Here is a 13,242-nt window from a genome sequence, read left to right as displayed (position 1 = left end):
CCTGAACGGGTCAAGGTCAAGCAGGCTGCGGCACGCTGCACGGCATAAGCGCGGAAAGCGTTAAAACCTGCGGGCAATAAAAAAGGCCGCTGCACAAATATCTGCACGGCGGCCAAACAAAACGCAGGATCAAGGGAGCTTGCAAATCCACGTCGATTTAACGCGCGCAGATTAACCGCCATCGCGCGTCTGAAAAATCCCCGCGCAGGATATGCAGCATTACCCGGCAGGTAACAATTCGCAGCGAATGAGTAGTGCGCTCAATGAACGCGGTGGTTTACCGGCAAGCGGCTCAGGCGCTCGGCCAGCTTGAGTCTTTGCATTGGGTCTTCACTGAGCAGCAGCGCGCGTTCCAGATCGAAGCGTTCGGCCTGCGGGCATTCGAGAAACTGGTACAGACTGGCGCGGGCCAGGTGATCGCTGCTGGTGGCTTGGCCCAGTTCGACGATGCGGTCGGCATCCTTGAGCGCCGCGAGAACATTATCGTTGATCTGATGCAGGTGCCGCAGGTTGCGTGACAACCGTTGCAGCATGCTGGTCGGGGTGGCGCGTGTCATATGCTCGGCGCGCAGCTTCATGGTCGGGCCGAACTGCCTGATCAACAGCTCGCGGCAGTCGGCGGGATAGAGCCTGCGCCCGCTGCAGGGGTCGAGCAGGTGATCGGCACCCGGCACGCGCAGCAGGAAGTGACCCGGGAAGTTAACGCCTTCCATGGCGATGTCCAGGCGCCGTGCGATCTCCAGCGCGATCATTGCCAGCCCCAGCGGCTGGCCTCGACGCTGCTCCACGATCTTGTGCAAAAGGGCCGAATCGGGTTTGGGAGGGTTCCAGTCATCCTGCTGAAAACCAAGCGCGTTGAGCTGCCGTAACAGCGGTTGCGCGAGTTCAGGCGCAGGCAGGACAGGCAGCGCCGCGCTTATCTGGCGCTGCAACCGATCCATTTCGCTCATTACCTCATGCCACGCGAAGTGCGCGTCATGTTCGGTCGACACCCATAACGCAGCTTCAAACACCGCGGGCGGTGTCTGTTGCAGGCAGGCCAGGCAATGCTGACGTGGCGTCATGGACCACTCCGTGCGGCTCGAAATCCAGTGCGAAGACTCTTTGTAGCCCTGTGCGCGAATTTCGTCCAGCGCCACTTGTTTCTACTTGTTCAGGGCTTCTATCAGGTCGGGTGTCACATAGTGCGGACCGTCGAACAGATACAGCGGATAGCCATCGAAGGCGGCGATCTGCGGTTTCAGTTCCGCCGCCGTTGCCGGGCGGAAGCCGCCGCCTAGCTGCGGGCGAAAGGCTTCGACGATGATTCTCACGCGATTCTTGCCCAGCCGCTGGCGCAGGGCGTCGGCGTAGGTGCGGGCAACCGGAGCGGTGCGCGCATAGACCCCCACGCCATCCTGAAAGAACACGCCGATATCGTCCGGCAGCCAGGTTTTCAGCCAGTCCGCCGTGGCGGCGGGTCCGATATTGCCGCCATCGTAGACGCTGATCCACAACGGTCTGGGCAGTTTCGCCAGCAGAGCGGGTAACTCCTTGGCACGACTCCAGCTGGGATCGACTTCGGCGGGGAAGTACCAGCCGGTGACATTGAGCGGCGTTTTCACCTTGGCCAGTTGTGCCGAAAGCACCGCCAGTTGCTCGATATTGTCCCGTGAACGGGTTTCGCTGAAATACCCGGCCAGCCCGAGGATTACCTCCTGCGCCCACGGCTCCTTGCCGATGCGTGTCCAGTCCGGCAACATGGGCACGCTGGTCATCGGCGTGCCCGGTATGAACGCCTGGTCATCGACCGCCGTCCACTGCACGAGCAATTGCCGTGCGCCGAGCCTGTCCCAGTTGCCGCTTATGCCAACCGTTGCGTTATCCGGTTGCCAGACGATGCCGACCACGCCCGGGCCCTTGGGCTGGATCAGCACATACAGCTCGCTGGTGCCGAGAGCGATTGCCCCCACCAGCAGGGCGGCCAGCGAGGTCTTGACCAATGTTGCCTGTCGCAGCAGTGCGGCCAGAGCCTTCAAACATTACTCCCTGATGGGGGACGGGCGCGGATCACCACGAGAACGTCATGCGTGCGAAAACGCCTTCTGCGCGGTCATCGCCAAACACTTTCTCGCGGTACTGCACGGAGAAGTCGACATACGACTGCGGCGCCTTGTATTTGTCCTCGCGGAACCAGTAACGCACGCCCGTACCGACGCCAAGTCCGCCAGCATTACCCGATGATGTGCTGCTACGGCCGAGACTGTCGACCTCACTGCGCATCTTCGAATCGTAGTCCACTGCGGCGACCACATGGGGAAACACCACCAGCCGCGGGCTGATGCTGTCCAGACGGAAGCTGCGCCCGACCTGCCACTCACTGTTGAAGTAGTTGCGCTTGTCCTGCAGATAGCGCCCGCCTTCAGCGTACAGCTGCGAAGTCCACCAGCTCGGTACATCGACGCGCAGGTCGGTGCCGATGCTCGAGCCGTAGCCCAGGCGCACCAGCCAGTCGCCGTCGGCGTTCGAGTTGCCCAGCGGAAAGGTGCGTTCGAAGGCGCCGATCACGTTGACTGCGCTGAACGGCTTGACCCGGATACCGAGCGCGCCCTGCAAGGCGTCCGCGCCTGTGTCGGAGTCGCCTTCCTTGCTCCACAGCGTGTCGGTGACGCGTCCGTAAAGCTCGACGAAGCGCGCGTTACGGTAACCGAAGGGGCGCCAGAACACTTCGGTGCTGTTCTGCACGCTGTCATTGCTGCCGCCGGGTGCGCCGCTCAGGCCGCTGCTGGTGCTGGCACCCCGATAAGTCGTGGTGTTGGTCAGGCCCCATTCACGGGACAGATCAGACACGGCACGTCGGGTGTCGAACACCTGTTGCGCGGGCATCTGCAGATCGCCGGTCTGCTGATAATCGAGCACGCGCTTGAAGTAGGCGATGGCCTGCGCATCGTTCGACGTGCGCATCGCGCTGTAGGCGGCATCCTGTACTTCGCGGGGCTTGAGACCGGACTGACGGTCAACACGCTTGAAGGTATCCAGCGCACCTTGATCATCGCCCGCCTGGCTGAGGAAATAGGCAATCTGCACTTCATCGCCGGGTTGCAGTTGGCCTGCATCGCGAGCTTGCTGCAGACGTTGCAGCGCCTCACTCGGCTGGCCCATGGCGGCATACAACGATGCCTGTTCACGCAGGGGCAGGTTGCCGACCGCCATTGCCTGGGCGAAGTCCTGACGTGCACCGTCCTGATCGCCCAGGCGTTGACGCATTTGTCCGCGCTGGACGAGCAGGGTGGCGTCGTTGCCATTCAGCGCCAGCGCTTCGGTGGCCGCAGAGCGCGCTTCGGCATACTGCCCTTGGGCAATCAGGGCGCTGACCAGCAGCTTGCGGTAAGCCATCTGTTTCGGAAAACTGCGAACAGCCTCCCGCGCCTCGCTGACTGCGGTGTCGTTATCGCCGCGTGCCAGTGCCTTATAGCCGGTGGCTGCCTTGTCGACCGCTACCTGCTCCTGAATCGCCTGCCGACGACGCGTCAGGACCTCTTGCGGCCCCAGTGCCTGCTCGGCATCGTTGATGGCTGCCTGTGCTTCGTCCAGACGCTGCTGACGTTGCAGCGCCTCGATCAGCATCATGCGGTAATCAAGGTTCTTCGGTGCCTGGGCAATGGCCTTGCGCGCATGACTCGCCGAGCCGTCGTAGTCATGCCTGGCATAGGCGCGTAGCGCCTGATTGCCTTCCAGGTAGCCAGGTTTGGGCCTTGTCTTGTAAGCGCGTTGCGGGTGATCACGGCGGTACTTGTCGCGTTCGGCCAACGTAATGAGGTCACGCAACTGCTGAGCGTCACCGCGCTGACGCAACGCTTCGTTCGCCTTGGCGATGGCCAGGTCGTAATCCTTGCGGTTGTAGGCCATGTAGGCTTCGTTGGCGATGGCATAGGCGGGTCCGGTCAACGGCAGGGGCAGTGTCTCCGCCTGGCTGAGCGGTGCGACAAGACCCAGGCCGCTCACCAGCAGCGACAGGATGAAGGGGCGCTTCATAGTGGCTGCTCCGTTTGATCGTCAGATCGGTAATGGTTGTGCTGACGTGCCACAGCCTGTTCGATGGTTTCTCTGGGCAGCACGCCGATGTCGACCAGGTAGTCGCCGATGCGGCCATGCACATGCGGGCGGTAGCCGAGCATGGCTTTCTGGAACACGTCGCGGTCCAGCAGGCCTTGCTCGATGAGCAGATCGCCCAGCAGCGGTGCTCTGGCTGGAAGCGGCTGACCCTCGACCACCTGAAGCTGACGCAACTGCGCGACGATGTCGCTTTCACGGGCAATCAACTGCACCGGCTCGGCGCCCAGCTGTTCGGTAATCTGCTGCAGACCATCAGGCGGCAGCGGGCTGGCCACTGCAATTTCCTGGCGCCCCAGCGCATTCATTTGCAACGGCACGACACGCCAGCGCAGGCAGAACTCATCGGCCAGCACATCGGTTGTCGCACGTTTGCCGGCGATGTCGAACACCCGCGGCAGGTCGTTCTGAAAAGCGATGGCCTCGGCAAGGGTTTCATCGTCGAGCCAGCCGTGGCTAAGCAAAATCCTGCCCAGGGGCACCTGACGGGTTTGCTGTTCAGCCAGTGCGGTCTGCAGTTTTTCGTCGTTGATGGCTTGCCAGGACAACAGCACGCTGCCCAGACGGCGGGGCGCGACGGCAATCAGGTCGGAAGACGGGAAGTCGTGCATGGTCTTGTCCCAGACCAGCTTGCGGTTGAGCACCTTGCCCACCAGAAACATCCGCCAGGCCCGCGCCGCAGCCATGAAGTTGACGAAGTTGCCGACCACCATGCGCGGTATCGACAGCAAACCGTGCTGCCAGCCGTAAAGCACGGTGGTGAAGTAGCAGCGATGCAGGATCCGCCACAGCAATGCGATGCCGTTGGCCACCAGCAGATATTGAATCAGCCCGGTGGTTTCAAAAGGTGTCGGAAAGCTGGTGTTCCAGACTCCGCTGGAGCGCAGCACAATCAGCGCCAGCAACTGAATGAGGATGGCATAAGCAAGGATGCTGACAAATGACGTGACCACACCCTTGCGGTCCCGAAACAGCAGGTATCGGTTGGCCAGCGAGCCGGTCCAGCCCATTTGCTCCCAGCCTTGCAAGCCGATACCCAGCGTCCAGCGCGCTTTCTGGCGAAAGGCGGTGCGGAAGGTGTCCGGGAAGAATTCGCGCACGCACAGCGGCATTTCCAGCGTCGACTCATAAGGCTTGCGGAACCACGATTTGCGCAGCACCCGAAATTGCACCGGGAAGCGTACGAAGATCGCCTGCATGCCGTACTTCGCCAATCGCGCGCCGACGTCGTAGTCCTCGGTCAGGCTTTCGGTATTGAACGGCTGGTTCTGGTTTTCATCCGCCAGCACCATCAGCGCACGTCGCGAGAAACAAGTGCCGACGCCAGCCGAAGGCACGGTGTCAGTCATGCTTTCGCGTACCACCAGGTCCTTGCCGTGCCATTCGGCGAACTCGTCCATGTAGGTGCCGGCCACCCATTCGTACCAGTTGCGTTCCAGCGACACGACCGGCAACTGGATCATGTCCTTGCGTGGCAGCAGGTAATTGAACAGGCGCAGTTCAAGCGGGTGCAGCACGTCTTCGCTGTCGTGCAGGATGGTCCCGGCGAACTGTACGGAATGAGTCTTCTCGTACAGAAAAATCGCCTGGATCACCCAGTTCAGGCAGTCGGCCTTGCAGGTCGGGCCGGCGTGCGGCACCTCCACGCGGTGCAACTGCTTGTAGCGGCGACGCATACGCTCCACTTCATCGATGGTGCGCTGGTCGTTGATGTAAGTGCCGACGAACACCACGTAGTTCTGATAGTCGAGCGTCGACACCATGTTTTCGATCATCGGCGCGATGACGTCGTATTCCAGCCAGGCCGGGACCATGATCGCCAGCGGCTGCTCGTCGCGGGCAATCAACTGCTCGGCAGTCAGCGGCCGGTAGCGGCGTTCGGCGGTGAACTTGCGGTACAGCCGCCGCGACCAGTACCAGATATCGATGAACAGGTCATCGATACTCGATACCAGGATGATCAGCCCGACAACGATCGTCGCGACTTCCAGCACACTGTAGTAATGGGCCAGCCAGTAAGGCCAATAGAGCGACGTCATTGTGGCGGCCTGTTACGAGCGATTGCGACGGGCGCTACGGCCAGCCAGCAACAGAATGAGAAAAAGTACGATGCCGCCCGGGATCAGCCACAGCAGCGAAGGTTTGCGCCAGGCGTCGATGCCGGTGCTTTCCTCCTCCTCGATCATCTGGCTGCCGGTCGGGTCCTTGGCGTCGAAGGTAGCGATCGGGCCGCTGTCAGCCAGCACTGCGGCGTTGCCACGTTCCAGCAGTACCGGACGTTCGAAAACCGGGGTCTGACCGCCCAGCGTGCGATAGATCATGCCGTGCTGGCCGCCAGCTTCGATCACTTGCAGCGAAGCCAGGTGGTGGAGCGACTTGAGGTCGAGCAGCGTCTGCTCTTTGTGGTTGATCAGCAGGTGTCCGTCGTTGCTGGCCTTGACCGACTCGGCGCCGTCCTTGATGGGCAGTTCGAAGGCCAGGAAAGACTTGGCCGGGGTTACGGCTACGCTGGCGTCATCGCTGACGCTGAGCTGTGCGCGCAATGGCGAGACGCCGGAGGCGCTGGCGATACGGATGACTTGCGGCAGGCTGCTGGCCGGGTGCTCAAGGTAGCCCTTGGGCACCATGATCTGCGTATCGGTGGCGAAGCGTGCCGCCATGCCCGAGAAGTTTTCGTCAGGCGTGACCTTGTCCAGCACGATGTGGCTGGTTGGCAATACCGAGATCGGGAACGCCTGCGGCGTCTCCAGGCACTGGTTGCTGACCGGCTGACGCTGGAAGGACACGCGCAGTACGTTCTGCGCCGCCAGTGCGTACTGCGGAATGCGAGCTTCGATGCGCTCTTTCTTGCCATCGGCCGTCAGTTGCATCGCGCCGATCAGGTAATCGTTGAGGAACAGCGTGGCAACCGGCGGGGTACCCGATGCGCCGGGGGCGGCAGCGATATCGATCATCGCAGTCACCGGTACACGACCGTCATAGGCAACGCTGCCCAGCGGGAACGAGGCGCTCCAGTCGGTTTTTGCCAGCACATCCACCGTGCCGGGCTTGCCGCCCAGGCGGGTCAGTGCGACGCGACCGTCTTCGCTCAGAGGCATGGCGGCCTCTTCGCCGATGGTCAGCTGGCGATTGCGCGCCAGTTTGTTCCACGCCGAACTGAACAGGCCGATAGCTTTGTCGGCCGACTCCGGCTTGATCATCAGCAGTGCGCGATTGCCCAGCAGGGCCAGACTCACGTCATCCCCGGTGCTGTTGGCGAGCGGCTTCTTGATGTGGCGTTCGCGCCATTGGCCCAGTGCGCTGGCCGCCGAAGCATCCAGACCCTGCACCTGCACCTGGAGAGCGTCCATGGCGTCGTCGATTGCCTTGAGCAACTGCGGATCGCTGATCGCCATGTCGGCCTGCAACGCAGGTGTCTGGCCGAGCATCAGCAATGCACCGATTTCCGCCGGGTCGCGCAGGGTGTACTGACCCTTGCCTTCGAGCCCTGCAAACGCCGGAATCTGTTTGAGTTCAGCCGGAATAGTCAGGCCGCTCAGGTCCACGCTGTCCTGCACCGCAGGGAACGGCAGAATGCGTGCCTGCTTGCCGATGCGTTCCAGCGCTACGCCCAGACGCCAGGCGGCATCGTAGCTGGCGTTCGACAATGTGCCGGGTGCGACCAGCAGGCCGGGTTTGCCGGGCAGTGCGTTCCATACCGCGCCGACGTCCTGCAACTGGCTGGCGTCGTAGCTGTATGTCAGGCGCGTGTGCGGATCGATGCGCAACACGTTGCCGATCGCGCGTTCGTCTTCGCAGAGCACTTTCGAGATCACCGACGACCAGGCAATCCCCAGCCGCACCGAGCCGTTTTCGCGCGCTGCCTTGTCGACGCCCAGCGTCGCACTGGCGTTGCCCTGTTCTTCATTGAGGCCCAGCGCACGTACCGGATAACCGTCCAGCGACAGCAGCAGCGTGTTGCGGCCTGCCTCGCCGTTCAGGTAGCTGGCATCGAAATTCAGCGTGGCCTCGGTCAGCGGCACATTGGCTGGCACCGGCAGGTACAGCTCGCGGCGGGCGTCGGTGGCATTGAGGATGATCGGACGATCAATACCCAGCTCCCTCAGCTCGACCACGCGCTCCTGGCGATTGTCGGCAGTGATTCGGTTGATCGCCTGGGTCAGCGGGCTGTCGGCAGCCAGGGCGAATGCAGGCATCAGAGCCAGCAGGCTAATCCCGCAGGCAAGTACGCCAAACGCGCCCATGTTTACGGCAACGGAAGATTTCATCGTGCAGATCTCGGTAAAGGCTCAAGGCCATTGGGTCTTGATACAGGCTGCCGGTCTGCTACAACGTTTTTCGGGCACTCGGTCTGAACCGGGTGCCCGTATTGTTTGCGGACTGCTTCCTGCGGATTTTTTAGGGTGTGTCTGCGCTATCTGCGCGACCGTTGTGCTAGCTGGCCATCGAGCGCAACTCTGCATGTTCGTGCTGCGGCTTGATTCGTGTATCCATGTGCCTGTCCATCGAGTCCTGGCGCTGACGCGGCAGCTCGGCGACAAACTCATCCACCGGGCGACCCATCAGCGCATCGACGATCCGTGAACTGGCTTTGCCGTCGCCATAAGGGTTGGCCGAGCGGGAGGCGTTGTGCCACAGGGCATCATCGTCAAACAGGGCGTTCACGCCACGAATGATGGCGTCCGTTTCGGTGCCCACCAGGCGCACGGTGCCTGCCGCGACCGCTTCCGGGCGCTCGGTGACATCGCGCATGACCAATACCGGTTTGCCCAGCGACGGCGCTTCTTCCTGCACGCCACCGGAGTCGGTGAGGATGACGTGAGCGCGTTGCATCAGGCGCACGAACGACAGGTAGTCCAGCGGTTTGATCAGGTGCACGTTGGGCAGCTCACCCAGGTGCTCGGTCACCGGCCCCAGTACGTTGGGGTTCAGGTGCACCGGGTAGACGATCTGTATGTCGTCGCGTCTGGCAAGCTCGCCCAGAGCCTTGCAGATATTGAGGAAGCCGTCGCCGAAGTTTTCGCGACGATGACCGGTCACCACCAGCACCCTGCGTTCGGGCACCAGGAACGAAAACTGACGATCAAGGGCATGGCGCAGCTGACGGTTGCTGTCGATTCGTTGCGCGGTCAGGTGTAGGGCGTCGATCACGGTATTGCCGGTCACGAACGAAATGCCCTGCAAACGCTCGCCCAGCACGTTGCGGCGCGACTCGGCGGTGGGAGCGAACAGGTGATCGGAAATCAGATCGATGCAACGACGGTTCATCTCTTCAGGCCATGGCTGACGGATGTCACCGGTGCGCAGACCCGCTTCGACGTGGCCGATGGGGATGCGGCGATGAAAGGCCGACATGGCCGCCACCATGGCTGATGTGGTGTCGCCGTGAACCAGCACTTTGTCCGGCTTCAGCTCGTCCAGAATCGGGTCGATCGCCGCGTAAAGCGCAGCAGTCAGCGAGTTCAGTGTCTGATCGGGGCGCATCACATCGAGGCTGTAGTCGGCTTTGAGCTCGAACATGTCCAGCACCTGTTGCAGCATGCTTTGATGCTGCCCGGTAATGCAGATTCTTGAGTCGATACCTGGCTCTGCAGCCAGTGCTCTGACCAGGGGAGCCATTTTGATGGCCTCCGGACGAGTACCGAAAATGGAAAGGACCTTCATTCTGGGGTGCAGACCAGCCATTATTTCCTCCCGCGCACTTAGCGCGTCGCACAGCAGCAAGAACCAGGCTGAGAACAGCTTGGTCAGCTAGCGAGTTGATGAGTTTCTCGGGCGGAAAGATCGGAGTTTGTGGCTCGATGTTCACTTCAGTGTGAATGTAGCAATATGCCTTGTTACCCGGAGTTGTCGGGATTATTAACAGAACAGGATAATAAAGCAAAATTTTTTATTAAGTATTTTTCAAAGTAACAATGAGTATGAACTTTAGAATTTCACCACGGTCAGTAGAGGGTTAAATTTTTTAGGAAGGGCCTTTTGGTCAATGAATTCGGGGCTTTTGAGGGGGGTTGGAACGTTTTTCCAGCTGTTTTGAATGCCTGTTTGCCACGCGTAGTTATGAGTGATGGCAAAAAGTTCCAACAAAAATAGTGGCGCTGAGACGGGCGTCACTACAGCAGAATCCTGACGCCTGTTTAATGACAGGAAGAGAGAAGGGGTTCACAAAAATGACGCTAATATAATGACGGTTGGCAACTTTGATTAGGTGTCGAGTTTGACACGCTGACGAGCGGGCGGGAGGTTAGGAGTTCGCTTAGATGCTGTTCAAGTTGTACGGCATATACAGTATTGAGTTGTAGCAGCAATACGGGCGATTGCCCAGCCATTAAATGAGAATGATTGGCGACCCCCTCGCATGAGGGGAGTCGCAGCTCACAGCGAAATCAGCCTTTCGCCTCGGCCGGTTCCGACAGCTCGCTGAGCGCGGTCGCGTTGTTCTTGAACGCCGCTGCGAACACGGCGCGATTCTTCGCCATGTAAATGCTCGCGTCCTCTGCATGCTTCTCCGAGATCCCCGGCACGTTCTTGATCAGGACGTCGGTGAGAAGCTCGGCCAGCTCGAGCATTTGGTCGTGCGCATCGGCGAGTTTACGGTCCACGAAAGTAGTCTCCAGATCGCGGGTGCTGCGGTAAAGGGTTTCAACAGCCATTTTGGCCTCGTCGTCTTATCCAGTGTTGAAAGGGCTAGACCCGGACGTTCAGCGCTTTGTGCTCTGACCAGCGGGTATGCAAAGCATCGATCGTGCATGACCAGCGCGCCGGTCAGGTGTAGCGGGCACTGCGTGAAGGCCTTTAGTGAGGCCGGCCTGCGACGCAACAGCGAAAGCGATTTCTCGATTACTGTGTTTTTATACAGTAAAAGCCATGTGCCAATCAAGCCCTGCCTGAATAGTGGCGTTTACGCATCTTTTTACGCTGCAAATGTGCCTTGCGACAACCCGCCGCGCTCTCAACCATAGCCTATGGCCCTGTTCCTGCTTTCAAAAGCAGGCCACAAGGGTGTCACGAGTACCCGGCATCATCCGGTCGGCATAAACGAAGGTTCAGAGGTAACGCGTCATGGGAAACAAATGGGCAGTAAAGATAAGACACCGCGTGCATGCGCAGGCCGAGTCACTGGGCAACCTGTGTGTGGAGAGCTTCCACTTTCTGGCGCTGTTCGCAATCGGCGCGATCACTGCCTGGGCGTCGGTGGTTGCATTTCTGGGGATGGTCGAGAAAGGCAACGTCACGGTCGATGACATCCTGCTGCTGTTCATCTATCTCGAGCTGGGGGCGATGACCGGGATTTATTTCAAGACCAACCACATGCCCGTGCGCTTCCTGATCTATGTCGCAATCACGGCACTGACGCGCCTGCTGATTTCCGACGTGTCCCATCACAACCCACCGGACATCGGCATTATCTACCTGTGTGGCGGCATTCTGTTGCTGGCGTTTGCGATTCTGGTGGTGCGCTATGCGTCTTACAAATACCCTTCAGCGAAGATTCCCGACTCGTCCAGCACCGTCAAAGGCGCGGTGACGGAAGAGAAGGGCGAAATCTGATCGAGGCAATGGCGGCATCTGTGCAAGATGCCGCCAGCACGCTGCTTATAGAAGAAGGCAATCAGTTCAGCCAGACCCCGGCACGCCAGTGCCAGCCGTCACCAGCGCTTTCCCAGTGCGGATGCACATAGTGATAGCCGGGTCGTTCTGTTTCCCAGTGGCCATGTACCGGCACGAATCGCTGGCCGTTCCAGTGCCAGTAACCGCGTGCCCATATATAGCCGGGACGAGGGGCCGGTTCCACCTCGACGACGCGTTCCGGTGGCGGTTGCGGCGCGATCACTTCTTCGACGTATTCATGATGGGCATGCGATCGCTCATGGACCACACGCTCTTCAACACAGCCTGACGCTATCGCAAGTGATGCGATCAATACCCCATAACGTAAATACATGTTGCCTCCTCGGAATCACCCGCAGGTGCAGTGGCGCTGAACTCAGTGCCCAGTCGCTCGAATGTTTCTGCGCAAGGATTGTTGTAGCAGGATGTATCTGTACTTTTGCTGAAGAGGAGGGAGGGGGGGATGGTAGCGAAAGGCCGGTTTTACTGGGGGGAAAGCCCGATCAGGCAGGCTGGAGGGTATTGAACGGCATCAATCTGTTTTTGCTCTATGCAGCGCCGACAACGGCACTGCATAGAGCGGAAGGGCCGGTGCATCAGACCCCGGCACTGGCGGTTGCCTGACTCTGCGGCCACAGACCATTGGCCGGGACAGGTGCCTTTTTCAGGGTCGCGCCGTCGGTCAGCGCTGCAAGGATCTTGATCGCGCTGTCGCCACGTTCGATAGCGATGCCGAATTGCACGCTTTCTATCAGCTTGCGCAGGCGTTGTGGGTCATTGCGTTGGGCAGCGCTGATCAAACGCTTGGCAACGACGCCGCATTCGTTGGACAAGGTCAGCATGATGCTGCCGTCCAGCCCTTGAATGCTCAGATTCACCCGATAGTCGGGGTGAAACGTGTCCGTGATCATCTGAAAAGGATTGTCCATATCATTCACCTGCTCAATGGTCTGCATAAGTTGACCGGGTAGTAGTCCTTTTGGTTCTCGACGACTGATCAGCGGTTGCGTTACTCCTGCGCTGGGTGCTGACGGGGTTGCTGTCGTCTTCCGCGTTGATGACAGGGTTTCTTTTCGAGAAGCTTTGACGCATTCACGACGTTCAGTCCGCGCCAGAAAGTGGCCGTCCTGATGGCCTGCCTCGTGGCGCGTACTACAGGGCTTTGCATGGTTCGGGCCATATTGCAGGGGCGATGCGCTAGAAGGCGCCGGGCGGGAGCACTGCGCAGCCGCTTCGTGGTTGGCTTTGCTGCAGGGCGAGCCGTTCAGTTCGGTTGAAAAAAGTGCTCTCCAAAGCGGGCGAAAAACAGCTCCCGTACATGGCCTGCTCCTCTCGCGAAAGCGTTTTGCTCATGACTTTTTCGAGTGATTGTCTGACACTCCGACAACCGAATCTTGACGTCAGAGATTCGTAAAGACGGGGTCGAAACCGTAATCGCCCACTGTCCAGTTTCTGACGTTGAGCGTTGTGCTGCGGAGCGGCTGGATGAGTGTTGAACACCTGTCGGTATGAACGGCAGACCCGCACCCTCATCGAGGG

10 protein-coding genes are annotated in these 13,242 nt (G+C 60.1%); 1 reads left to right on the top strand and 9 read right to left on the bottom strand.

The features are described 5' to 3' along the window. Window positions 1–260 precede the first annotated feature (260 nt). The 7 genes from JOE29_RS19545 to JOE29_RS19515 form a co-directional block, all read right to left on the bottom strand. A complete protein-coding gene (locus JOE29_RS19545) occupies window positions 261–1,064 on the bottom strand; it encodes a transglutaminase family protein (protein ID WP_210079777.1) in 804 nt (267 codons plus the stop codon). A gap of 81 nt (window positions 1,065–1,145) precedes the next feature. Then, window positions 1,146–2,018: a hypothetical protein gene (locus tag JOE29_RS19540; RefSeq protein ID WP_210079776.1), complete on the bottom strand. Its 873-nt coding sequence runs from the start codon at window positions 2,016–2,018 to the stop codon at window positions 1,146–1,148. A 31-nt stretch (window positions 2,019–2,049) separates the two neighbouring features. After that, entirely contained in the window at window positions 2,050–4,014 is a 1,965-nt protein-coding gene (locus JOE29_RS19535) for a bacteriophage N4 adsorption protein A (protein WP_103363022.1), read from the bottom strand. After that, window positions 4,011–6,131 carry a glycosyl transferase family protein gene (locus JOE29_RS19530; protein WP_103363023.1) on the bottom strand — a complete coding sequence of 707 codons (2,121 nt, stop codon included), beginning with the start codon at window positions 6,129–6,131 and terminating at the stop codon, window positions 4,011–4,013. The genes JOE29_RS19535 and JOE29_RS19530 overlap by 4 nt, the downstream gene beginning before the upstream one ends. A gap of 12 nt (window positions 6,132–6,143) precedes the next feature. Further along, the gene (locus tag JOE29_RS19525) at window positions 6,144–8,360 is read right to left on the bottom strand and encodes a cellulose biosynthesis cyclic di-GMP-binding regulatory protein BcsB (protein WP_210079775.1); all 2,217 of its coding nucleotides are present in this window, start codon (window positions 8,358–8,360) and stop codon (window positions 6,144–6,146) included. Between the two features lie 166 nt (window positions 8,361–8,526). Next, entirely contained in the window at window positions 8,527–9,777 is a 1,251-nt protein-coding gene (gene wecB / locus JOE29_RS19520; protein WP_003421747.1) for a UDP-N-acetylglucosamine 2-epimerase (non-hydrolyzing), read from the bottom strand. Between the two features lie 701 nt (window positions 9,778–10,478). After that, complete coding sequence (locus tag JOE29_RS19515; protein WP_003341670.1) at window positions 10,479–10,745, bottom strand: YebG family protein; 267 nt, start codon at window positions 10,743–10,745, stop codon at window positions 10,479–10,481. A gap of 409 nt (window positions 10,746–11,154) precedes the next feature. On the opposite strand from JOE29_RS19515, the gene JOE29_RS19510 reads away from it, so the two are divergent. Further along, window positions 11,155–11,643, top strand: a complete 489-nt coding sequence (locus tag JOE29_RS19510; protein WP_003316964.1) for a phosphate-starvation-inducible PsiE family protein — start codon at window positions 11,155–11,157, stop codon at window positions 11,641–11,643. Window positions 11,644–11,704: 61 nt separating this feature from the next. Here JOE29_RS19510 and JOE29_RS19505 read toward each other — a convergent pair whose 3' ends face one another. Next, window positions 11,705–12,037 carry a YXWGXW repeat-containing protein gene (locus JOE29_RS19505; RefSeq protein WP_003316963.1) on the bottom strand — a complete coding sequence of 111 codons (333 nt, stop codon included), beginning with the start codon at window positions 12,035–12,037 and terminating at the stop codon, window positions 11,705–11,707. A gap of 262 nt (window positions 12,038–12,299) precedes the next feature. After that, window positions 12,300–12,632 (bottom strand): DUF3509 domain-containing protein, encoded by a 333-nt coding sequence (locus tag JOE29_RS19500; RefSeq protein ID WP_024650108.1) that lies wholly within the window; start codon window positions 12,630–12,632, stop codon window positions 12,300–12,302. Between the last annotated feature and the right edge of the window lie 610 nt (window positions 12,633–13,242).

Source organism: Pseudomonas sp. PvP009 (genome assembly GCF_017832995.1).
Classification (GTDB): Bacteria; Pseudomonadota; Gammaproteobacteria; order Pseudomonadales; family Pseudomonadaceae; genus Aquipseudomonas; species Aquipseudomonas syringae.
This window is presented reverse-complemented; position numbering and strand designations above follow the sequence as displayed.

What these genes read in the sequence shown, in the direction of transcription:
- JOE29_RS19510 (WP_003316964.1), top strand. Translation starts at nt 11,155, where the DNA reads ATGGGAAACAAATGGGCAGTAAAGATAAGACACCGCGTGCATGCGCAG.
- JOE29_RS19525 (WP_210079775.1), bottom strand. Translation starts at nt 8,360, where the DNA reads ATGAAATCTTCCGTTGCCGTAAACATGGGCGCGTTTGGCGTACTTGCC.
- JOE29_RS19515 (WP_003341670.1), bottom strand. Translation starts at nt 10,745, where the DNA reads ATGGCTGTTGAAACCCTTTACCGCAGCACCCGCGATCTGGAGACTACT.
- JOE29_RS19535 (WP_103363022.1), bottom strand. Translation starts at nt 4,014, where the DNA reads ATGAAGCGCCCCTTCATCCTGTCGCTGCTGGTGAGCGGCCTGGGTCTT.
- JOE29_RS19500 (WP_024650108.1), bottom strand. Translation starts at nt 12,632, where the DNA reads ATGGACAATCCTTTTCAGATGATCACGGACACGTTTCACCCCGACTAT.
- JOE29_RS19505 (WP_003316963.1), bottom strand. Translation starts at nt 12,037, where the DNA reads ATGTATTTACGTTATGGGGTATTGATCGCATCACTTGCGATAGCGTCA.
- JOE29_RS19545 (WP_210079777.1), bottom strand. Translation starts at nt 1,064, where the DNA reads ATGACGCCACGTCAGCATTGCCTGGCCTGCCTGCAACAGACACCGCCC.
- wecB (WP_003421747.1), bottom strand. Translation starts at nt 9,777, where the DNA reads ATGGCTGGTCTGCACCCCAGAATGAAGGTCCTTTCCATTTTCGGTACT.
- JOE29_RS19530 (WP_103363023.1), bottom strand. Translation starts at nt 6,131, where the DNA reads ATGACGTCGCTCTATTGGCCTTACTGGCTGGCCCATTACTACAGTGTG.